Source organism: Bradyrhizobium betae, from assembly GCF_008932115.1.
Taxonomy (GTDB): domain Bacteria; phylum Pseudomonadota; class Alphaproteobacteria; order Rhizobiales; family Xanthobacteraceae; genus Bradyrhizobium; species Bradyrhizobium betae.
On the sequence record NZ_CP044543.1, the window covers coordinates 6084773 to 6107327 of the forward strand.

The 22555-nt window shown below is 64.0% G+C and carries 18 protein-coding genes and 1 tRNA gene; 14 read left to right on the plus strand and 5 right to left on the minus strand.

Features of this window, described 5'->3' with window-relative positions; all coding sequences use genetic code 11:
• Positions 1-128: 128 nt before the first annotated feature.
• Together F8237_RS29210 and F8237_RS29215 are read left to right on the plus strand one after the other, a co-directional pair.
• Positions 129-1364, plus strand: a complete 1236-nt coding sequence (locus F8237_RS29210; protein WP_151649632.1) for an acyl-CoA dehydrogenase family protein — start codon at positions 129-131, stop codon at positions 1362-1364.
• A 147-nt stretch (positions 1365-1511) separates the two neighbouring features.
• Entirely contained in the window at positions 1512-2570 is a 1059-nt protein-coding gene (locus F8237_RS29215) for a phosphotransferase family protein (protein ID WP_151649633.1), read from the plus strand.
• A 183-nt stretch (positions 2571-2753) separates the two neighbouring features.
• Here the strand turns inward: F8237_RS29215 and argE are convergent, their stop codons facing one another.
• The 3 genes from argE to F8237_RS29230 all read right to left on the minus strand — a co-directional run bounded on the left by argE (position 2754) and on the right by F8237_RS29230 (position 6498).
• Positions 2754-3926: an acetylornithine deacetylase gene (argE, locus tag F8237_RS29220; RefSeq protein WP_151649634.1), complete on the minus strand. Its 1173-nt coding sequence runs from the start codon at positions 3924-3926 to the stop codon at positions 2754-2756.
• Positions 3927-4060: 134 nt separating this feature from the next.
• Positions 4061-4633 (minus strand): hypothetical protein, encoded by a 573-nt coding sequence (locus tag F8237_RS29225; RefSeq protein ID WP_244626008.1) that lies wholly within the window; start codon positions 4631-4633, stop codon positions 4061-4063.
• Positions 4634-4785: 152 nt separating this feature from the next.
• Positions 4786-6498, minus strand: a complete 1713-nt coding sequence (locus F8237_RS29230) for a YadA family autotransporter adhesin (protein WP_162006261.1) — start codon at positions 6496-6498, stop codon at positions 4786-4788.
• A gap of 371 nt (positions 6499-6869) precedes the next feature.
• Between F8237_RS29230 and F8237_RS29235 the strand changes: the two genes are divergently transcribed.
• A complete protein-coding gene (locus F8237_RS29235; RefSeq protein WP_151649636.1) occupies positions 6870-7868 on the plus strand; it encodes an AraC family transcriptional regulator in 999 nt (332 codons plus the stop codon).
• Positions 7869-8896: 1028 nt separating this feature from the next.
• On the opposite strand, the gene F8237_RS29245 is transcribed toward F8237_RS29235, so the two are convergent.
• Positions 8897-9682 carry an SDR family NAD(P)-dependent oxidoreductase gene (locus F8237_RS29245; RefSeq protein WP_151649637.1) on the minus strand — a complete coding sequence of 262 codons (786 nt, stop codon included), beginning with the start codon at positions 9680-9682 and terminating at the stop codon, positions 8897-8899.
• Positions 9683-9816: 134 nt separating this feature from the next.
• On the opposite strand from F8237_RS29245, the gene F8237_RS29250 reads away from it, so the two are divergent.
• Positions 9817-10515, plus strand: a complete 699-nt coding sequence (locus tag F8237_RS29250; protein WP_162006262.1) for a histidine phosphatase family protein — start codon at positions 9817-9819, stop codon at positions 10513-10515.
• A 69-nt stretch (positions 10516-10584) separates the two neighbouring features.
• Entirely contained in the window at positions 10585-11352 is a 768-nt protein-coding gene (locus tag F8237_RS29255; protein WP_151649639.1) for an SDR family NAD(P)-dependent oxidoreductase, read from the plus strand.
• Between the two features lie 174 nt (positions 11353-11526).
• On the opposite strand, the gene F8237_RS29260 is transcribed toward F8237_RS29255, so the two are convergent.
• Positions 11527-12750, minus strand: coding sequence for a serine hydrolase domain-containing protein (locus tag F8237_RS29260; protein ID WP_162006263.1), 1224 nt, complete (start codon positions 12748-12750; stop codon positions 11527-11529).
• A gap of 165 nt (positions 12751-12915) precedes the next feature.
• Here F8237_RS29260 and F8237_RS29265 point away from each other — a divergent pair.
• The 9 genes from F8237_RS29265 to rpoB all read left to right on the plus strand — a co-directional run bounded on the left by F8237_RS29265 (position 12916) and on the right by rpoB (position 22502).
• Positions 12916-12991, plus strand: a tRNA-Trp gene (locus F8237_RS29265).
• A gap of 326 nt (positions 12992-13317) precedes the next feature.
• Complete coding sequence (secE, locus tag F8237_RS29270; RefSeq protein ID WP_007611620.1) at positions 13318-13509, plus strand: preprotein translocase subunit SecE; 192 nt, start codon at positions 13318-13320, stop codon at positions 13507-13509.
• A complete protein-coding gene (gene nusG, locus F8237_RS29275) occupies positions 13509-14066 on the plus strand; it encodes a transcription termination/antitermination protein NusG (protein ID WP_015685389.1) in 558 nt (185 codons plus the stop codon). The genes secE and nusG overlap by 1 nt, the downstream gene beginning before the upstream one ends.
• Positions 14067-14196: 130 nt before the next feature.
• Complete coding sequence (gene rplK / locus F8237_RS29280) at positions 14197-14625, plus strand: 50S ribosomal protein L11 (RefSeq protein ID WP_007602986.1); 429 nt, start codon at positions 14197-14199, stop codon at positions 14623-14625.
• A 6-nt stretch (positions 14626-14631) separates the two neighbouring features.
• Positions 14632-15324 (plus strand): 50S ribosomal protein L1, encoded by a 693-nt coding sequence (gene rplA / locus F8237_RS29285; protein WP_151649641.1) that lies wholly within the window; start codon positions 14632-14634, stop codon positions 15322-15324.
• 90 nt (positions 15325-15414) lie between these two features.
• Positions 15415-16368, plus strand: a complete 954-nt coding sequence (locus F8237_RS29290; protein ID WP_151649642.1) for a 2-hydroxyacid dehydrogenase — start codon at positions 15415-15417, stop codon at positions 16366-16368.
• A gap of 578 nt (positions 16369-16946) precedes the next feature.
• Complete coding sequence (rplJ, locus tag F8237_RS29295) at positions 16947-17465, plus strand: 50S ribosomal protein L10 (RefSeq protein ID WP_151649643.1); 519 nt, start codon at positions 16947-16949, stop codon at positions 17463-17465.
• Positions 17466-17519: 54 nt separating this feature from the next.
• The gene (rplL, locus tag F8237_RS29300) at positions 17520-17897 is read left to right on the plus strand and encodes a 50S ribosomal protein L7/L12 (protein ID WP_028152883.1); all 378 of its coding nucleotides are present in this window, start codon (positions 17520-17522) and stop codon (positions 17895-17897) included.
• A gap of 480 nt (positions 17898-18377) precedes the next feature.
• Entirely contained in the window at positions 18378-22502 is a 4125-nt protein-coding gene (gene rpoB / locus F8237_RS29305) for a DNA-directed RNA polymerase subunit beta (protein ID WP_151649644.1), read from the plus strand.
• Positions 22503-22555: the final 53 nt, after the last annotated feature.

Sequence of the window (22555 nt, forward strand, 5' to 3'; positions counted from 1 at the left end):
CAACGCGCGAACCGGTTCCGAAGCGTCCGCAAGGCTTGCGCATCGAGGCATTCGCGCTTGCGGGCCGCGCGCGGCGGGAGGACAGTCCGGTCAAAACAGCTTTGCAAAGAGAGACCGAGGAGCGTCCCATGGATTTCGATCTGTCCACCAAGCAGAAGGAATGGCTCGACCGCGTGCAGTCGTTCATGACCAAGCACGTGCGTCCGGCGGTGCCGATCTACAACGAGCAGGACAAGGCCGGCGAGCGCTGGAAGGTCATCCCGGTGCTGGAAGACCTCAAGAAGAAGGCGAAGGCCGAAGGCCTCTGGAACATGTTCATGCCGCCGAACGAGCATGAAGACGATGAATTCCGCGGCGCGGGATTGACCAATCTCGAATACGCGCTGCTGTCGGAGCAGATGGGCCACATCTCCTGGGCCTCGGAAGTGTTCAACTGCTCCGCGCCCGACACCGGCAACATGGAAGTGTTCATGCGCTACGGCTCCAAGGAGCAGAAGCGCAAATGGCTGCGTCCGCTGATGGACGGCGAGATCCGCTCGGCGTTCCTGATGACGGAACCCGCGGTCGCTTCGTCGGATGCGACCAACATCGAGACCAGCATCACGCGCGACGGCGATCATTACGTCATCAACGGCCGCAAATGGTGGTCGTCCGGCGTCGGCGATCCCCGCTGCAAGATCGCGATCCTGATGGGCAAGACCGATTTCAAGGCGGCCAAGCACCAGCAGCAGTCGCAGATCCTGGTTCCGCTCGACACCCCCGGCATCAAGGTCGAGAAGATGCTGCCGGTGTTCGGCTTCGACGACGCGCCGCACGGCCACGCCCAGGTGCTGCTCGAGAACGTGCGCGTGCCCAAGGAGAACATCCTGCTCGGCGAGGGCCGCGGCTTCGAGATCGCGCAGGGCCGTCTCGGTCCCGGCCGCATCCATCACTGCATGCGCACCATCGGCAAGGCCGAGGAAGCGCTCGAGAAGATGGTGAAGCGTCTGATGTCGCGCACCGCCTTCGGCAAGAAGATCGTCGAGCACTCTGTGTGGGAGCAGCGCATCGGCGAGGCCCGCACCAACATCGAAATGACGCGTCTGCTGTGTCTGAAGGCCGCCGACATGATGGACAAGGTCGGCAACAAGACGGCGCAGGCCGAGATCGCCATGATCAAGGTCGCAGCACCCAACATGGCGCTGAAGATCATCGACGAGGCGATCCAGGCTTTCGGCGGCGCCGGCGTCTCGGACGAAGCGGGTCTGGCCAAGGACTACGCCGGCATCCGCACGCTGCGGCTCGCCGATGGTCCGGACGAGGTGCACAATCGCGCCATTGCCAGGCTCGAGGTTCGGAAGTATGCCAACTCTCCCAAGCATTAAGCGGGAGAGTCATACGACGTTCCCGACTTGAAGAAACGACAGGGCATGATCCCATTCGGAATGACCGCTTGACGCAAGTGCGCCAGCGGTTACCGATTAGGATCATGCTCGACCTGAAATGGTCAGGACTGAAGAGGGAGCGTCACCGTGGCTGACGGCGTCAGGAAAGACGAAGAGTTCTCGGGCACCAAGCCGGTCGAGGAGCGTCATCGCTTCGACGAGCTGCGCCTGGAAGCCTGGATGCGCGACAACGTCGAAGGCTATGAGGGCCCGCTGGTCGTGCTCCAGTTCAAGGGCGGCCAGTCCAACCCGACCTATCGGCTGAACACGCCGAAGCGTTCCTACGTGATGCGCCGCAAGCCGTTCGGCAAGTTGCTGCCCTCGGCGCATGCGGTCGATCGCGAATATCGCGTCATCGCAGCCCTCGGAAAGCAGGGCTTTCCGGTCGCGCGCGCCTATGCGCTGTGCCAGGATGACGCCGTCATCGGCGCCGCCTTCTACATCATGTCGATGGAAGAGGGCCGCGTGTTCTGGGATCCGACGCTGCCCAGCCAGACGCCGGAAGATCGCCGCAAGATCTTCACCAGCAAGATCGAGACGCTGGCGAAACTCCACATGTACGATCCCGTCGCGATCGGGCTCGGCGAGTTCGGCAAGCCCGGCAATTATTTCGCGCGGCAGATCGACCGCTGGACCAAGCAGTACCGTGCGTCCGAGACCCAGCACATTCCGGAGTTCGAGAAGGTCGCCGAATGGCTGCCGAAGACGGTGCCGGAACAGGCGCGCGTCTCGATCGTCCACGGCGACTATCGCCTCGACAACATGATTTTCCATCCGACGGAACCGCGCGTGCTGGCCGTGCTGGACTGGGAGCTGTCGACGCTCGGCGATCCCATGGCCGACTTCACCTATCTGCTGATGCAGTGGATCATGCCGGGCCTTGATGGTGCCGACCTCAAGGCGCTCAACATCCCGAGCGTGGAAGAGGCCGCGCAGATCTATTGCAACGTCACCAAGATGACGGTGCCTGATCTCAACTGGTATTTTGCTTACAACCTGTTCCGCCTCGCGGGCATCACGCAAGGCATCGCTGGCCGCGTCCGCGACGGCACCGCTGCCAACGCCAAGGCGCTGGAGTCCGCCAAGCGCACCGTGCCGCTGTCGAAGGCGTCGTGGGACTACGCGCAGAAGGCGGGCGCGGTGTAGCGTCGTAGCCCGGGGGAGCGCAGCGACACCTGGGACAGCGGTCCCGCATATCGCGCTGCTCATGCGGGTTACGCCAGCTCTCGTAGGGCGGGCAAAAGCGCGTAGCGCTGTGCCCACCATCTCTCCGCGATCATGGTAACAATGGTGGCACGCGTCGCTTTGCCCACCCTACGGCACCACCGATTACCCCTTCACGCAATGCGCGATCAGCCTCTCCACGAAGCCTGCGCATTTCTCCAGCTCAGCCATCGCCACGAACTCATCCGGCGTATGCGCCTGCGCGATCGAGCCCGGTCCGATCACCACCGACGGCACATCGGCCATGCTGGCAAACAGGCTCGCCTCGGTGCCGAAGGCGACCTTGGCGTGGTCGTTGCGGCCAGCAAGGCTCTTGGCGAGCGTGACGATCGCGGCGTCGGCGGCGGTGTCGAGCGCGGGATAGTCGAGGATCTCCTCGAAATCGATGCCGCACTCCAGATGCTGCGCCTTCATCGCAGGCTCGAGCTCGGCCTTGGCCCAGGCCACGATCGCATCCGTGACCTCGCGCGACTCGGTGATGCCGATGCCGCGGCATTCGAAATCCACCGTGCAGGTGTCGGGCACGATGTTCAGCGCCGCGCCGCCATGCACGATGCTGGTGAGCAGTGTCGAGTGCGGAACGTCATAGAGGCTGTTGCGCTCGGCTTCGCTGGCAAGCTTCACGGCGCGGCGGCGGATCTCGACGATCAGCTCGGCGGCGTATTCGATCGCGTTGACGCCGTCGGGGGCGATCGAGGAATGTTTGGCGAGGCCATGGAATGTCGCGCGCACGCCGTGCTTGCCCTTGTGGCCGATGATGACCTTCATCTCGGTCGGTTCGCCGATGAAGGCGCCGAGTGGTTTTACGCGTTTCTTGGCGACCTCGCGCAGCATCGGGCGCACGCCGACGCAACCGATTTCCTCGTCATAGGAGATGGCGAGATGGATCGGCGTTGCCAGCTTTGCCTCCAGCATCTCCGGCACCATGGCAAGGCACACCGCGACAAAACCCTTCATGTCGGTGGTGCCGCGGCCATAGAGCTTGCCGTCGCGCTCGACGAGCTTGAACGGATCGTGGCTCCAGTCCTGGCCCACGACCGGGACGACGTCGGTATGGCCGGACAATACGAGCCCGGGACGATCCTCGGGGCCGATCGTGGCCCACAGCGAGGCCTTCTGTCCGGTCTCGTCGACGATGCGCTCGCTCTTGACGCCGAGCGCGGTGAGATAGGTTTCGATATGGGCGATCAAAGGCAGGTTGGTGCGGTCGCTGATGGTGTCGAAGCCGACGAGGTCGGCGAGCAGTTTGCGAATCCGGTCGGGTCTTGAGGCTGGCATTCTCAACATCATGTCATGGGAGGGGGGTGGTCGGCTCTGCCGCGCGCACGAACCATACCAACGGAACGGCATGAGGTGCAAACCCGCCGGGCGGGGGGCTCGGGCAAGGCCGGTCACGCGCCGCTCGAATGCGCTCAATTCTTCTGGGCGGCGCTCTTTTTCGCCGGGGCGGGGGCGGGTGCCACAGCGGTTTCCGCCGGCGCCTGCGGCGTTGCGACCGAAATGCCGAACGGCCGCCACTGGTTGCCGACGTTCTGGAACGTCAGGTCGAAATTGATCTGCAGCGGGCGGGTGGGGAAGAATCCCGTCAGCCGCAACATCTTGTTCGGATCGAGATAAGGCGGCGTCGAGAGCTGCGGTGCGGCCAGCGCCACCGAGAACAGGTCGAAGTTGCGCCGGCGCAGGTCGGTGAAACCCAGCGCGAGATCGGCGGCGGTGTTCTTGGCCTGAAACTCGGGCGCCGCGAGATCGCGCAGCACGGAATAGTTTCCGGAGCGGTTGGCGTCGTTCAGCGTCAGCAATGTCGAGCGGATCAGATACAGCGCCTGCTCGGCGCTGACGGGCAGTTGCGGTTGCTGCGGCCTGGCCGCGGCCTTGTCGTCCTCGGCCAGGGCCTGGCGCGATACGGACGGCGACAAGGCGACGGCTACGGCCAGAGCGAAGCCGAAGCGCTTGAAACCAAGGCGTTTGCCGATGCGCGCGGCCAAATCCCGCCTTACCATTCGAGTCTGCCCCTGACACGCGAGCCGAACCGCACGCGCATCATCATGACCCCACCTGACAACAGGGATGCGAGACTAGCCGCCGGATCGTGACGATGCTGTAACCGTAGAGCAACATATCGAAACTCAGCCTTGCTTCAATTCAACGTCCATGACGCGCCGGCCCGCACGCCGACGGCGCCCTGCTGCGCGGCGGTGAACGCGGCATTGAAGCGCATGGCGTCGGAGTAGGAATAGCCGACGCCGACCGCGAGGCCGGACTGCCCCTGGAAATTGCCGAAGCCGCCGGCGACCGACAGTTTGCCGGGGCGGGGATCGAATTGCAGGCCGGACGCCGCGAGCGCCAGCGCGACGCCACCGCGCGCTTCCCGCGTCAGGCTGTCGACACGGTTGCTCAGCGTCGCCAATTGGGCGTTGATCCCGTTGATGTCCGCTGTCGATGCAAGCCCGAGGCCGGCCAGCGTCGTCGTCGCGAGGTTGCCGGACGCGTCCGAGGTCACGAGCTGGGTCGGCCCGGACTGCGCGGCCTTGCTCGCGGCCGAGGTGATGCCGCTCATCGTGTAGGTGCTGCCGGCGGTGCCGACGCTGACCTGGTTGGCGCGCGTGGTGGTCGCGCCGCTTCCGATCGCGACCGAGTTGTCGAAATTGGCGCTGGTGCCGTTGCCCATCGCGATCGCGTTGACGCCGGCCACGGCCGTACCGTTGCCGACCGCGATGGCGGACGCGCCGGAGACGGTGCTGTTGTTGCCCACGACGATCGCGTTGGTCGCGTTGACGGTGTTGCCGCTACCGAACACCGAGGAGCCGGCGGCGCTCGACGTGCTCGCGACATTGTTGTTCGATCCGACGAGCTGGATGTTATCGCCGTTGCCCGCGACGTTGGCCCCGTTCACCGTGTTGTTGTTACCCGCCACGAAGCTGCCATTGCCGTTGACGATGTTGGGGTCGCCGATGGAGAACGTGCCGTTGCCGTTGACGGTCTGCCCGGTGCCGAACGCGCCGCTGTTGTTGCCGGTGACGGTGTTGTTGGAGCCGACCGCACTGGTGTTGCCTCCGTTGGCGGTATTGTTCACGCCGACGGCGGTGCTCTGGCTGCCGAGCGCCTGGGCGCCACCGCCGAATGCGGCCGAATTCGAGCCCGTCGCCGTCGCGCCGCTTCCGACCGCCGTGTTCGACGTGTTGTCGCCGCTCGCATTGGCGTTGTTGCCGAAGGCGACGTTGGCGCTGCCGTTGCCGTTCGCATTGGCGCCCGTTCCCATGGCGCTGTTGTACGCGCCATTGCCGTTGGCGCTCGCGTTGAGGCCGATGGCCGCATTGCCGGTCGGTACGAATCCGCCGGTGGACCCAAAGCTGCCATTGCCGGTTGCGGATGAGCCGCTTCCGAGTGCGATGTTGGATGCGATCGTTCCTGACGCGTTCGCAGCGCCCGCCAGCAAGCCGGCTCCGCCGATGGCGACGTTCTGACCGAACGCGGAGGCGGCTGCCTGTGCGCCGAAGCCGAGGGCCACGTTCGCCGAGACATTGCCGGCCGCGCTGCTGCCCGATCCCACCGCGAGATTGTTGCCGCCGCTGCCGCTTGCGTTCGCGGCGGCGGCCACCCCCGTGGCATCCGCGCCCCCGATCGCGATGTTGTGGAGGACGCCCACGCCGAACGTGGCGAAGCCGGTGGCGTTCGCCCCGTTTCCGATCGCCATGTTCGCAGCGTCGGAGAACGAATTGGCGTTGGCGTTGACGCCGCACGCCATGTTGCCGCTTGCGCCGCCAGCGGAAGCACCGTCCCCGGTCCCGCCGGTGCTCTGGCAGACGAATTGCGCCGCCGCGGTTCGGCTGCCGGATAGAAGAAGGGGCATCGACAGCAGGAGGGTCGCTGCCAGACATAACCACGGGCGGCCCAGGCTCAATCGTCCTCGGGTGGCACGAAGCGGCAGCCGGCGCGCTTCACGCAAACAATTTGTTTCGGGGCCTGCCCACTCCAACATCATATCGCTTCAGCCTGTGCCCGCAGGAGAGGCATTTCGTCCCGCTGCATCGTGTTGAGATTCCTCCGCGTCGGGCCGAAGCCTCCGCAGCGCATCGATTTGTTGCGAGCGACTCTATTGTTCCTGCCGGGCTGCCTCTACCGCTTGGCACGCAATCCAATTGCGTCTATTGCAAATCGTTGCCGAAAACCGATCGTGGCGTCGTCTGAGAGACTTTTTGAATTGCAATTTCGAGGCGCTGGATGTCGGTCTTTCAAAGCCTGGTGTTCGATACGACCATGCTCGACGGCATCGCCGACCCGGAAGCCCGGGCCAGGCTCTGGGCCGAATGTTTCGAGCAGATCGTCACCGGTATCGACATGGGGTTCGCCGAGGGCGACGCCCGCATCATCGGGACGCACAAATTTCTTGTGAACGAGACCATCGCGCTCGGGGAGATGTTCAGCTCGTCCTTCGTCGGCATTCGCACCAGGAAGCACATCAACCGCGATGACGAAGATCACGTCTATCTGAGCTTCAACATCGGCCAGACCGCTCAGATCGGCCGGCAACTGGGGCGCGAGATCGATATTCAGCCGGGGCAGGCCGGGCTTGCCGTGATGGACGCCAGCACGGAGGCCATTGCGCCGAGCAACGGGCATTGCATCAGCTTGAAACTGCCGAGCCCCATCTTCGGGGAGTGGGGCCTGTCTCCGGTCGACCTCGCCTGTCGTCCGCTCGACTGTAGCGGGGCCGACTATCAGCTCCTCACCGGCTATGCCCGCCTGTTGATCGCGAACGGGGCGGGGCTCGAAGCGGACAGCGCTGCCGAGGCGACGCAGCACCTGATCAAGCTCACAGGCCGCTGGCTCGGCGCTCGGGACGGCGTTCAGGGCGCGGAGGGCGAGGAGGCCGTGTATCGGGCCCGGCTCGCCTTCGTCAGGCAGACCATCAGCAAGCAGGCGTGCGATACCCAGGTCAGCCTCGAGCGCGTCGCGCGGCGGCTCGGCATGCCGTCCCGCACGGTCCAGCACATGCTGGCGAAGGCCGGCGAGAGCTTTTCGCAGATCGTGATGGCTGCGCGGCTGCGGCGCGCGCGCGTCTATCTGCTCGATCCCACTCACGCCGATCTGTCGGTTGCCGACATCGCGTTTCGCTGCGGCTTCCTCGATGTCTCGAGCTTCTACCGGGCCTTTCGCGCCGCCTACGACGTCACGCCGAAATCGCTCCGGGAGCAGGCGGGGACCCTTCCGCCGGAGTGAGGTCTGGCCACAAGCTGTTGTGTTGCCCGACGGGCAAAACACCCAAGCGATCGGTCAACGCGCGTCGGCAAAAATATTCCACTTTACCGAAATTCGGAAACGGCGTATCCATCGCCTCGACCCGGCCCAAGGAAGAGGGGCGTATCGCGATCGTCACGAACGCGGGCCGGACGGCGGTGGACGTGGGCCACATCGGTGCGACGGTGATCGCAGGGCGGGCAACCGTGAGCGAGGCACATCGCACGCACGACCGGTGTGATCTGCGTACGGCAAAATCGTGTGGTCCTGGCGCCCGCAGGCTGGCGTCAAGCGTTGCGGTGATGTGGCGGCCCGACCGGGCGCGCGCATCGTCAGTCGCAAGGCGACGGGGGCAAGAGTGCATCGCTCCCCGGGGAGAGCGCGACATAAGCCGTAAAGCCACTGCGCAGGGAAGGCCGGATGTTTTGGCTACACCTGTATGCCGCTGTGCAGATTCTTGTTGCCACCTTTCGCACAGTGGACCGTGGGTGCCCGGCCGGCACCCGGTCTTCCCTGCGCCCTCTTTCATTTGAGGGTGACGCGAGATGTAAAGCTCGGGCGAAACACGCCGCGAGGATGCGAAGCTGTGTCTGTGATCGAAAACCAGATGGCGAACATTGTCGCGAGCACCAATCCGTCACCGTCATCCTGAGGTGCTCGACCTGCGGCGTGCCGCAGGGCGAGCCTCGAAGGGCGACGGCCCGGCTGCATCTCGGCCGTTCATCCTTCGAGGCTCCCGGCGCGATGCTTGGCATCGCGCCACTCGCACCTCAGGATGACGGAATGGACATTGTCGCCGCGGCGAGATTCTGATGACGCTCGCAATGACGAGGATGACGCAATTGTGCGCGAAAACTCCGGCCTCGTGCCCCGGACGCAGCGCAGCGTCCCTTCGACGGTGCGCTGCAGAGCCGGGGCCCATGTTGCAGCGAGCGCTGCGGCCTGCTGGGTCCCGGCTCTGCGCAGCAGCGTAAGAACGCTGCGGCGCGTCCGGGACACGAGAGCAAATGCTAAACCGGCTTGCCCGCATACGGCATCGACGCCGTCAGGCCGCCGTCCACCGGGAACGCCTGGCCGTTGACATAGGAGGCTTCGTCGCTGGCCAGAAACAATCCCATCGCGGCGAGCTCGTGCGGCTGGCCGGCGCGCTTCAGCGGGTTGAGCTGGCCGATCTTGTCGGAAGTGCCGCGCTCTTTCGCGCGGTCGAACACCGGCTTGGTCATGCCGGTCTCGATCAGGCCCGGGCATACCGCGTTGATGCGCACGCCGGTGCCGGAGAGCGAATAGGCCGTGGTCTGCACCAGGCTGATCACGCCGGCCTTGCTCGCCGCATAGGGATGACCGCTGGCGCCGGCCTTGAGGCCCGCGACGGACGCGGTCAGCACGATCGCGCCGGACTGCTGCTTCACCATGTGCGGCATCGCGTGCTTCACGGCCAGGAACGGTCCGATCAGATTGACGCGCAGCACCTCCTGCCACTGCTCCACGGTTTGCTCGCCGAGCGGCACCAGCCCGCCGGAGACGCCGGCATTGGCCCAGATCACGTCGAGCCGGCCGTGCGTCTTCACCGCCTTGTCGATGACGGCGATGACGTCCTGCTCGGAACCTGCATCCGCGATCATGGCTTCGGCGACGCCGCCGGCCTTCTTCACCTCGTCGACGGTCTCCTTCACCGCCTCGGTGCGATCCACCGCGATCAGTTTTGCACCTTCCCTTGTGAACAGCAGCGCAGCCGCACGGCCGATGCCGCTGCCGGCGCCGGTGATGATGACGGATTTGCCTTGCAGGCGGCCCATGCGTTTCTCCCTCTGGTGTGCCGCACGACGCTTGCCGCGCGACGGAATTTCAAACAAGATTTCAAACGGTAAAGTGTCTTGAGACAGGTTCGCTACTCACGTACAGCGACATCAAACGGGATGGAAGAGTTTCGATGGCAGGCGCAGACAAGCCCAATGTGGTCACGACACGGTGGTGGTGGGTCCGTCACGCGCCGGTGCGCAATGACGGCGGCAACATCTACGGACAGTCCGACATCGCCTGCGACACCAGCGACACCTATGTGTTCAATGCTGTTGCCAAGGTGCTGCCACGCAAGGCGGTCTGGTATTCGAGCAATCTGATGCGCACGCACCAGACCGCCGAAGCGATCTGGGCGGCCGGATTCCCAAGGCCCGCATCCATGACATGGGAAGCGGATCTCGCCGAGCAGAACCTCGGCCGTTGGCAAGGCATGAACCGCGCGCAGTTCATCGCCAGCCGCCCCGTGGGGTCGAGCTGGTTCGCCGACATCAACGAGCCTGCACCTGGCGGCGAAAGCTTCATGGACCTCTATAACCGCACGCGCCGCACCATCGAGCGGATCAACGCAGAGGCGGCCGGGCAGGATGTGATCGCGGTCGCCCATGGCGGCACCATCAAGGCGGCGCTCGGACTTGCGCTCGAGGGGCAGTTGGAGAAGGCGCTGTCGTTCGACATCGACAATTGCTCGATCACGCGTATCGATCATTTTGCAAGCCCCGAACGCACGGTCTGGCGATTGCCGATGGTGAACCAGCAGCCATGGATCGCTGATGACGCGCATGCGGCGATGCACCAGCCGGCGGGACCGGAAGTCAAGAAGCTCGCCTGATCCATTGTCCGCTCGCGCGACCACGGCGTAAGCTTCAGGCCAATTCAAATCATACTCTGGGAGAGAAACATGACCTTGTTCGACATGAAGGGCAAAGTTGCCGTCATCACGGGATCGACGCGCGGCATTGGGCTTGCGATCGCCGAGCGCATGGCCGAGCACGGTGCCAAGGTGGTGATCTCCTCGCGCAAGGCCGACGTCTGCGACCAGGTGGCGAAGGGGATCAACGACAAGTTCGGCAAGGGTACCGCGGTCGCGATCGCCGCCAACATCTCGTCGAAGGAAAATCTGCAGAACCTGATCGACGAGAGCAACCGCGCCTTCGGCAAGATCGACGTGCTGGTCTGCAACGCGGCCTCGAACCCGTATTACGGCCCGCTCGCCGGCATCTCCGACGATCAGTTCAGGAAGATTCTCGACAACAACATCGTCGCCAACAACTGGCTGATCTCGATGGTGGTGCCGCAGATGATCGAGCGCAAGGACGGCTCGATCATCATCGTCTCCTCGATCGGCGGTCTCAAGGGCTCGACCATCCTCGGCGCCTACGCGATCTCGAAAGCGGCCGACATGCAGCTGGCGCGCAACCTCGCCTGCGAATACGGCAAGGACAACATCCGCGTGAATTGCATCGCGCCCGGCCTGATCAAGACCGATTTCGCGAAGGCGCTGTGGGACAATCCGGAGAACCTGAAAGCCTCGACCTCGCGTTCGCCGCTGCTGCGCATCGGCATCCCCGACGAGATCGCGGGCGCGGCGGTGTTCCTGGGCTCGAAGGCCGGCGACTTCATGACCGGCCAGACCATGGTGATCGACGGCGGCGCGACGATCAGCTGAGGCGGTCGGGCGGGAGGGGAACGGGCAACTACGCCGTCCCAAAATAGGTGTCATCGCCCGCGAAGGCGGGCGATCCAGTACGCTGCGGCGGTTCGATTCTAGCCGCACTGCCGCGGAGTACTGGATGCCCCGCCTTCGCGGGGCATGACAGTGAGAGTGAGGATACGGCGTCGGCTAATCCACCGCCGCGTAGACGAGGTCCCGCACCAGTGTCCGCGTAAAATCGCGCTGGCCCGGGCCCTGGCTCATGAACACCGTGAACAGATCTTCCTTCGGATCGATCCAGAAGAACGTCCCCGCGATCCCGCTCCAGAAGTAATTGCCGACACTTCCGGGGAAGGGCGCGATGCCGGCCTCGCGGCGGACGGCGAAGCCGAGACCAAAGCCATGGCCGGGCGACAGCAGCGTGCCGTTGGTCACGACGTCAGGCCCGAGGTGATCGGACGCCATCAGCTCCAGCGTCTTGCGGCCGATGATCCTGTTGCCGTCGAGCGTGCCGCCATTGCGCAGCATCAGCGCGAAGCGGGCATAGTCCATCGTGGTCGAGACGAGACCGCCGCCGCCGGACTCCATGATCGGTTGTTCCAGTGCACTGAACAGCGCGACCTTGTCGCCGGTCCACGGATCGGCCGCGAACGGCTCGGCGAGCCGGCCGGCATTCGCCTCGGAGGTCGAGAAACCGGTCTCGGCCATCTGGAGCGGGTCGAGGATGCGCTCGGTGAGGAAGCTGCCAAGCGATTGGCCGCTGACCACCTCGATGATGCGGCCGAGGATGTCGGTGGAGCGGCTGTAGTTGAACTCGTCACCGGGATGGCAGACCAGCGGGAAGCTCGCCACCAGCGCGGCATGCTCGGCATTGGTGATCTTGCGGCTGCGCACCCGCGAGTCCTGGTAGATCTTGTGCACGGGGCCGTCGCCCTGGTGCTCGTAGGTCAGACCGGAGGTATGGCGGAGCAGGTCCTGCACCGTCATCGGCCGCTTGGGCGGAACCAGTTCCAGCTTGCCGCCGCTGACGACACCGACCTTCTGGCCTGCGAACTCCGGGATGAACTTGGCGACGGGATCGCCGAGCAGCAGGTGGCCGTCCTCCAGCAGCGCCATGATGCCGACCGACACGATCGGCTTGGTCATCGAGAAGATGCGGAAGATCGAATCGAGCGCCATGGGGGCGGACCCGGTCGGGCTCTGCTTGCCGAGGGCTTCGAACCAGCCGATCTGGCCGCGGCGGGCCACCAGCACGGTCACGCCGGGGATGGTTCCCTTGTCGATCTCGCGCTTGAAGGCATCCGACATCGCCTGGAGGCGCGGGCGCGACAGACCCAGCGTCTCGGGCTTGGCCTCGGGCAAAGGCGGGGTTTTCGGCGCGATCGCGGCGTGAGGGGCGGCTGTGGCGGTCATGTTCACTCCCGGGGACACATTATTGTCGGGGATGAAGTGTGGCCCAGAAGGCGCGGCACAAACAAGCGAAGCCAGCGCGCTTCACCCTTGCAATCCGGCCTTGCAAACCAGCTGCCCCCTGTGCTTGAAAGCGGCCCTGATCCGCGCGGCGACGTGAGGGTCCGTAGGAGTGTAGCTCAATTGGTAGAGCACCGGTCTCCAAAACCGGGGGTCGCAGGTTCGAGCCCTGCCACTCCTGCCAGCTCATCCGCAACAATCAGGATCGACAGGCAGGACAGCGGCGGGCCGAAAGCTCGGACCGTGGGTGATGGGGACCGGGTAAGCCCTTGATCCGGATCAGGTCCGCGGAAGGTCGCCACGGGCATTCCGGCCGGCCCACACCTTGACCTTTGGCCCCATCCGCAGTATCTACGCCGCACTCGCAGCCGGCCCGTTAGACGCGGATCTCCGGCGCGGCTTTGAAATCCCCGAACAATCGAGCCCGGTTTCCGGCTCATCCTTCGAGACAGAGGGCTGGGCCAACGGCGGCTGTTCGGATCCCTGAAATTCTTATTGGCGTCTCAAACGATGGCAGTCAGCCCGTTCAAGTTCTTGCAGGAAGTGCGCTCGGAGACCGCCAAGGTCACCTGGCCGACCCGTCGTGAGACCACGATCACCACCATCATGGTGTTCGTGATGGTCGCCGTGGCCTCGATCTTCTTCTTCGCCGCCGACCAGATCATCCGCTACCTCATCACCTTCCTTTTGGGCATTCACTGATGGCTACAGCCGCTGCAACCCAATCGTCCGACAAGCGCTGGTACATCGTCCACGCCTATTCGAACTTCGAGAAGAAGGTCGCCGAATCGATCCGCGAGCAGGCCAAGCAGCGCGGGCTCGAGGAGCTGTTCGAGCTGGTGCTGGTTCCGACCGAGAAGGTCACCGAAGTCCGCCGCGGCCGCAAGATCGACGCCGAGCGCAAGTTCTTCCCGGGCTACGTGCTGGTGAAGATGAAGCTGACCGACGAGGCGTTTCATCTGATCAAGAACACGCCGAAGGTCACGGGCTTCCTCGGCGCCGAGAACAAGCCGATGCCGATTTCCGAATCGGAAGCCATGCGCATCCTGCACCAGGTGCAGGAGGGCGTTGAGCGGCCGAAGGCGTCGGTGTCGTTCGAGATCGGCGAGAACGTGCGCGTGGCCGACGGCCCGTTCGCCTCGTTCTCGGGAGTGGTCGAGGAAATCGACGAGGCGCGCTCGCGCGTGAAGGTCGCGGTGTCGATCTTCGGCCGCGCCACGCCGGTCGAGTTGGAATTCGGTCAGGTCGAGAAGGTCTGATCGTTTGAGGCGTGAGGCTTAGGTCTCACGCTAACAAGAGGCCGTGGGAGGGAGAGGGCGGTTGCCAGCCGCATCCGACCCAGACCACGAACCTGAAACCGCCGGCTAGCCGGCACAACAGGAGTGATACATGGCAAAGAAAGTGACCGGATACCTGAAGCTTCAGGTCCCGGCCGGTGCGGCGAATCCCTCGCCCCCGATCGGTCCCGCGCTTGGTCAGCGCGGTCTCAACATCATGGAGTTCTGCAAGGCGTTCAACGCCCAGACCCAGAAGGAAGAGAAGAACACCCCGATTCCCGTCGTGATCACGATCTACGCCGATCGTTCGTTCACGTTCGAGATGAAGACCCCTCCGATGTCCTTCTTCCTCAAGCAGGCTGCCAAGATCCAGTCCGGTTCGAAAGCTCCGGGCCGTGACAAGGCTGGCGCGGTGACCAAAGCGCAGGTGCGCGAGATCGCCGAGAAGAAGATGAAGGACCTGAATTGCGACTCGATCGAGTCGGCCATGAAGATGGTCGAGGGCTCTGCCCGTTCGATGGGTCTGGAAGTGGCGGGGTAAGCGGCTATGGCAATCGGAAAGCGTTTGAACAAAGCTCGCGAAGGTGTTGATCGCGAAAAGCTTTACCCGCTCGCGGACGCCATCAAGATGGTCAAGGAACGCGCGAAAGCGAAGTTCGACGAGACCATCGAGGTCGCGATCAATCTCGGCGTCGATCCGCGTCACGCCGACCAGATGGTCCGCGGCGTCGTGACCCTGCCGAACGGCACCGGCCGTACGCTCCGCGTCGGCGTGTTCGCCCGCGGCGCCAAGGCCGACGAGGCCAAGGCTGCAGGTGCCGACGTCGTCGGTGCCGAGGACCTGGTCGAGAAGGTGCAGAACGGCACGATCGATTTCGACCGTTGTATTGCGACCCCCGACATGATGCCGCTGGTCGGCCGTCTCGGTAAGGTGCTCGGCCCGCGCGGCCTGATGCCGAACCCGAAGATCGGTACCGTGACCATGGACGTCACCGGTGCGGTGAAGGGTGCCAAGGGCGGCTCGGTCGAGTTCCGCGTCGAGAAGGCCGGCATCCTGCAGGCCGGCGTCGGCAAGGCCTCGTTCACCGAGGAGAAGCTGGTCGAGAACATCAAGGCGCTCGCGGACGCGGTCTCCAAGGCCAAGCCCGCCGGCTCCAAGGGCACCTACATCCAGCGCGTTGCGGTGTCCTCGACGATGGGCCCGGGCGTGAAGGTCGAGCCGGGCACCATCCTGGGCTAAGGTTCGAGAATTGCATGAGGCGAGGGGCGGAATCGGGTGACCGATTCCGTCCCTTTCCATTTTAGACTGGACTCACCGGAAACAAGAACAATGGCTGACAAGGTCCTGATCTACTCGCGCTTTCCCAAGACGATGATGGCGCGTTTCGCCGAGCGGTTCGAACTGCTCGACACCGCCGGCAAACCGGCGCGAGAGGTGTTTCCGTCGGAAGACCTTGGCAGTATCCGCGCGATCCTGACCGGCGGCGGCCAGCCGCTCGGCGCGGAAGCGATGGACCTGTTTCCGAAGCTCGGCGCCATCATCTGCTACGGGACCGGTTATGACGGTGTCGATCTGAAGGCGGCCTCCGCCCGCAACATCGCGGTCGGCCACAGCCCCGGTGCCAATGCGGCCTCGGTCGCCGATATCGCGATGACCCTGATGCTGGCGACGACGCGGCGGATCCTGGTCGCCGACCAATATGTCCGCAGCGGCGACTGGGCGGCGTCGAAGCCGTCGCCGATGATGCGGCCCCAGGCCGGCATGCCCGGCCGCCGCATCGGCGTCTACGGCATGGGCGAGATCGGCCGCAAGATCGCGGCGCGCAGCGCCGCCTTCGAAAGCGAAATCGGCTATTTCAGCCGCACCAAATACGATCTGCCCTATCAATATTTCCCGACGCTGGAGGCGCTGGCCGACTGGTGCAGCGTGCTGATGATCGCGGTCCGGGCAGGGGCCGACACCCAGCATGTCGTCAATGCCGATATCCTGAAGCGGCTCGGGGCGGACGGTTATGTCGTCAACATCTCCCGCGGCTCTGTGATCGACGAGAAGGCCCTGGTCGCGGCGCTGACCGACAAGACCATCGCGGGCGCCGGTCTCGACGTCTTCGAGAAGGAGCCGCACGCCCCGGACGCGCTGACCACGCTCCCCAACGTGGTGTTCGCCCCGCATATCGGCGGCCACACCCTCGAATCGCACGTCGCCATGCAGAACTGCGTGCTGGCGAACCTGGCCGCGTTTTTCGCGGGCAAGCCGCTGCCTTATGCGGTCAAATCGGCCTGAATCGGCACCTATGGGCTCGGGTCAAGCCCCGCCGGCAACGGATTGGAACTGGTGTGAATTTTGCTCTTGGCAAGCGGGCAGAGAGCGGTTAAAGAACCGCTTCCGGACGTGCCGGCTTCGGCTGGCGCGTTCGTGCACGCATTCCGAAAACCCGACAAGACAGGAGATCATTCCTTTTCAGGACGTCCGCGAGGATTTGCCGGAAAAGGAAGGAAAACCCGTCGGTTGGTGGAATGCGGGCAGAGGTCGGGCGGTTCGCCGGCTGACCTTGTCCTGTCCAAGACTGCAGGCGCCCGCGGGGAATTTCGATTTCTCAACGGCTTAATCGCATGGCCTGCATAGACGGGTGAAGACCGGATTTCACGTCGCAGCTCGCCTGAGGGCAGGTTGCGGAATGGGTTTGGTTCGGACCTCGACACCCCGTGGGCCCAAAAGGCTCCGGGAGGGCAGGCTTTAATCGTTGTCTCGCCCCGGCGTGTCCAAAGGGTTTTGACCCAGAGGTTCAGGTTTGGGTGGGACGATGGGTGCAACCCGGCGGTCCCGCTTTCGCGATGGCCGCCAACCGGAAAGAGCTTGCTGTGGAACGAGCGGCAAAAAAGGAAGCGGTCGAACAGCTCAACGGGGTCTTCAAGACCACGAGCGTCGCGGTCGTTGCCCAATATTCCGGCCTGACCGTTGTCCAGATGCAGAAGCTGCGTACGCAGATGAAGCAGGCTGGCGCCTCGGTGAAGGTCTCGAAGAACCGTCTCGCCAAAATTGCTCTTGAAGGCACTGACGTCGTTGCCATCGGTCCCATGCTGAAGGGGCCGACCGTGATCGCCACTTCGAACGATCCGGTAGCGGCGCCGAAGGTCGCCGTCGAATTCGCCAAGACGAACGAAAAGTTCGTCATCGTCGGCGGCTCGATGGGAACGACCGTCCTGAATGTCGACGGCGTGAAGGCGCTTGCCTCGCTGCCGTCGCTTGACGAACTGCGCGCAAAGATCGTCGGCCTGCTTGTGGCCCCGGCGACCAAGATCGCTCAACTCGCCAATGCGCCCGCGGGCAAGCTCGCGCGCGTCATCCAGGCTCATGCCTCAAAGGGCGAAGCGGCCTGACGCCCTTCGCAAAACTCAAACCCGAACCAGACTTACATTCAAGGAAACTGAACAATGGCTGACCTGCAGAAGATCGTTGACGACCTCTCGAGCCTCACCGTGCTCGAAGCTGCCGAACTCGCGAAGCTCCTCGAAGAGAAGTGGGGCGTTTCGGCTGCCGCGGCTGTCGCCGTGGCTGGCCCGGCTGGCGGTGGCGCTGCCGCTGCTCCGGCGGAAGAGAAGACCGAGTTCACGGTCGTTCTGGCCGCTGCCGGCGACAAGAAGATCGAGGTCATCAAGGAAGTCCGCGCCATCACCGGCCTGGGCCTGAAGGAAGCAAAGGACCTCGTCGAGGGCGCGCCGAAGCCTGTCAAGGAAGGCGTGAACAAGGACGAAGCCGAGAAGATCAAGGTCCAGCTCGAGAAGGCTGGCGCGAAGGTCGAGCTCAAGTAAGCAACGCTTACTGGCGAAAGATCCCGGCAAGCGTCAGCGAAACCGGGGTCTCGGTCCATCTCGAAAGGGTGGGCCAGATGCAAAAGGCGTGCGACGGAACGTCCCGACGCAGGCTGAACACGAAAAAGTGTGGGGATTTGAGGGTTTACCCCTCGAATCTCCACTATTGTCGCCCCATATCGGTTCGGCAGCACGAAAGCGCGGTGGGCAGGGATGCCGGATTTCCCTGTAAGCCGTTGGGAGAGCAGGCTATTTCGGGCTTTTGCAGTCCGTGAAGACGATCGTTGTGACGGGCGGGCGTGCCTATGCGCCCCGCGCGTCGTTTTGCGTTTTGAAGGTCTGAAGAACAGATTCAGGACATGACGGCCTGAAACTGGATTTTTGGTCCCCAAGACGGGTTCGAAAAATTCAACCCGGGGAGCGGTGGCAGCCGCGTCCTGGACGACGCGCCCCGAGCGGGCGACGAAATGAGAGGCCACGATGGCGCAGCAGACATTCACCGGTCGCAAACGCGTTCGCAAGTTCTTTGGACACATCAAGGAAGTCGCCGAGATGCCGAACCTCATCGAGGTTCAGAAGGCATCCTATGACCAGTTCCTGATGGTCGATGAACCCGTGGGCGGGCGTCTCGACGAGGGCCTGCAGGCCGTGTTCCGTTCCGTGTTCCCGATCTCCGACTTCTCCGGGACCTCGATGCTGGAATTCGTCCGTTACGAGTTCGAGCAGCCGAAATACGACGTCGACGAGTGCCGCCAGCGCGGCATGACCTTCGCGGCACCGCTCAAGGTGACGCTGCGCCTCATCGTGTTCGATATCGACGAGGAAACCGGCGCGAAGTCGGTGAAGGACATCAAGGAGCAGGACGTCTACATGGGCGATATCCCGCTCATGACGATGAACGGCACCTTCATCGTCAACGGCACCGAGCGCGTTATCGTCTCGCAGATGCACCGTTCGCCCGGCGTGTTCTTCGATCACGACAAGGGCAAGACCCATTCCTCGGGCAAGCTGCTGTTCGCTGCCCGCGTCATCCCGTATCGCGGTTCCTGGCTCGACATCGAGTTCGACGCCAAGGACATCGTTTATGCGCGTATCGATCGTCGCCGCAAGATTCCGGTGACGTCGCTGATGTTCGCGCTCGGCCTCGACGGCGAGGCGATCCTGTCGACGTTCTACAAGAAGATTCTCTACAAGCGGACCAAGGAAGGCTGGCGCGTTCCGTTCGACGCCAACCGTTTCCGCGGCTACTCGACCATCAACGACCTGATCGACGCGGATACCGGCAAGGTCGTGCTCGAGGCCGGCAAGAAGCTCACCGTGCGCGGTGCGCGTCAGATGCAGGAAAAGGGCCTGAAGGCGCTGCGCCTGTCGGATGAGGAACTCGTCGGCAACTATCTGGCCGAGGACCTCGTCAATCCCAAGACCGGCGAGATTCACGCCGAAGCCGGTGAAGAGATCACCGACAAGTCCATGAAAGCCCTCAACGAGCACGGCTACAAGGAATTGCCGCTGCTCGACATCGACCATGTCAATGTCGGCGCCTACATCCGCAACACGCTTTCGGCCGACAAGAACATGACGCGTGAGGACGCGCTGTTCGACATCTACCGCGTGATGCGTCCGGGCGAGCCGCCGACGCTGGATTCGGCGCAGGCGATGTTCCAGTCGCTGTTCTTCGACGCCGAGCGTTACGACCTCTCCGCGGTCGGCCGCGTCAAGATGAACATGCGCCTCGACCTCGATGCGCCCGACACCCAGCGCACGCTGCGCAAGGAAGACATCCTCTCCGTCATCAAGACGCTGGTGGACCTGCGCGACGGCAAGGGCGAGATCGACGACATCGACCATCTCGGCAACCGCCGTGTGCGCTCGGTCGGCGAGCTCATGGAGAACCAGTACCGCATCGGCCTGCTGCGCATGGAGCGCGCGATCAAGGAGCGTATGTCCTCGGTCGACATCGACACGGTCATGCCGCAGGACCTGATCAACGCCAAGCCGGCGGCTGCCGCAGTGCGCGAGTTCTTCGGCTCCTCGCAGCTCTCGCAGTTCATGGACCAGACCAACCCGCTGTCGGAGATCACCCACAAGCGCCGTCTTTCGGCGCTTGGTCCGGGCGGTCTGACCCGCGAGCGTGCCGGCTTCGAGGTGCGCGACGTGCATCCGACGCATTACGGCCGCATCTGCCCGATCGAGACGCCGGAAGGCCCGAACATCGGTCTGATCAACTCGCTCGCCACCTTCGCGCGCGTGAACAAATACGGCTTCGTCGAGACGCCTTATCGCAAGGTGAAGGACGGCCGCGTCACCGACGAGGTCGTGTACCTCTCGGCGATGGAGGAGGGCCGGTACTCGGTCGCGCAGGCCAACGTGCCGATCGACGCCAAGGGTCGTTTCACCGAAGATCTGGTCGTCTGCCGCTCGAGCGGGACGCGCGACGTCGTGCCGATGACGCCCGACAAGGTCGACTACATGGACGTGTCGCCGAAGCAGCTGGTTTCGGTCGCCGCGGCGCTGATCCCGTTCCTCGAGAACGACGACGCCAACCGCGCGCTGATGGGCTCGAACATGCAGCGCCAGGCGGTGCCGCTGGTTCGCGCCGAGGCTCCGTTCGTCGGCACCGGCATGGAAGGCGTCGTTGCGCGCGACTCGGGTGCCGCGATCGCGGCGCGCCGTTCGGGCGTGATCGACCAGATCGACGCGACCCGCGTCGTAATCCGCGCCACGGAAGATCTCGATCCGACCAAGTCGGGCGTCGATATCTACCGGCTGATGAAGTACCAGCGTTCCAACCAGTCGACCTGCATCAACCAGCGTCCGCTGGTGAAGGTCGGCGACATCGTCAAGAAGGGCGACATCATCGCTGACGGTCCGTCGACCGATCTCGGCGAGCTCGCGCTCGGCCGGAACGTGCTCGTCGCGTTCATGCCGTGGAATGGCTACAACTTCGAAGACTCGATCCTGCTCTCCGAGCGGATCGTGAAGGAAGACGTCTTCACCTCGATTCATATCGAAGAATTCGAGGTGATGGCCCGCGACACCAAGCTCGGACCCGAGGAAATCACCCGCGACATTCCGAACGTCTCGGAAGAAGCGCTGAAGAACCTCGACGAAGCCGGTATCGTCTACATCGGCGCGGAAGTGCGCGCCGGCGACATCCTGGTCGGCAAGATCACGCCGAAGGGCGAAAGCCCGATGACGCCGGAAGAGAAGCTCCTGCGCGCCATCTTCGGCGAAAAGGCTTCCGACGTTCGTGACACCTCGCTGCGCGTTCCTCCGGGCGTGCAGGGCACGATCGTGGAAGTGCGCGTGTTCAACCGGCACGGCGTCGACAAGGACGAGCGTGCGCTGGCGATCGAGCGGGAAGAGATCGAGCGTCTGGCCAAGGACCGCGACGACGAGCAGGCGATCCTGGACCGCAACGTCTACAACCGTCTTGCCGAGCTGCTCGAAGGGCGGCAGGGCATTGCCGGTCCGAAGGGCTTCAAGAAGGACACCAAGATCACCCGTGCGGTGCTCGAGGAGTATCCGAAGTCGCAGTGGTGGCTGTTCGCTTCGCCGAACGACAAGCTGATGGCCGAGATCGAGGCCATGCGGAAGCAGTACGACGAGTCGAAGAAGGGGCTGGAACAGCGCTTCCTCGATAAGGTCGAGAAGCTTCAGCGCGGTGACGAATTGCCGCCCGGCGTGATGAAGATGGTCAAGGTCTTCGTCGCGGTGAAGCGCAAGATCCAGCCCGGCGACAAGATGGCTGGCCGCCACGGCAACAAGGGCGTGGTGTCGAAGATCGTGCCGATCGAGGACATGCCGTTCCTCGAAGACGGCACGCATGCCGACATCGTGCTCAATCCGCTCGGCGTGCCCTCGCGCATGAACGTCGGACAGATCCTCGAGACCCATCTCGGCTGGGCCTGCGCCGGCCTCGGCAAGCGTATCGGCCAGACGGTCGATGCCTACCTGTCGAAGCAGGACATCAGGCCGCTGAAGGAAACCTTGAAGAAGGTCTACGGCGAGGACGAGACGATCAAGTCGCTCAACGACAACGAACTGATCGAGCTCGGCCACAATCTGAGCCGCGGCGTGCCGATCGCAACGCCGGTATTCGACGGCGCCAAGGAAGCCGACATCGAGGAGATGCTGAAGCTTGCCGGTCTGGACGCTTCGGGTCAGTCGACCGTCTATGACGGCCGCACCGGCGATGCGTTCGATCGCAAGGTGACGGTGGGCTACATCTACATGCTCAAGCTGCACCATCTGGTCGACGACAAGATCCACGCGCGTTCGATCGGTCCGTACTCGCTCGTCACCCAGCAGCCGCTGGGCGGCAAGGCGCAGTTCGGTGGCCAGCGCTTCGGCGAAATGGAGGTGTGGGCGCTCGAGGCTTACGGCGCGGCGTACACGCTCCAGGAGATGCTGACGGTGAAGTCGGACGACGTCGCCGGCCGCACCAAGGTGTACGAGGCGATCGTGCGCGGCGACGACACGTTCGAGGCCGGTATTCCGGAATCGTTCAACGTGCTGGTCAAGGAAATGCGCTCGCTCGGCCTCAACGTCGACCTGCACAATTCCAAGGTGGGACCGGCACCGACGTCGGAAGCGGCCGAGTAACACGACCTTTCATGCCCGGCCTTCACGGCCGGGCATTGGCGCCCCTCCCGAGG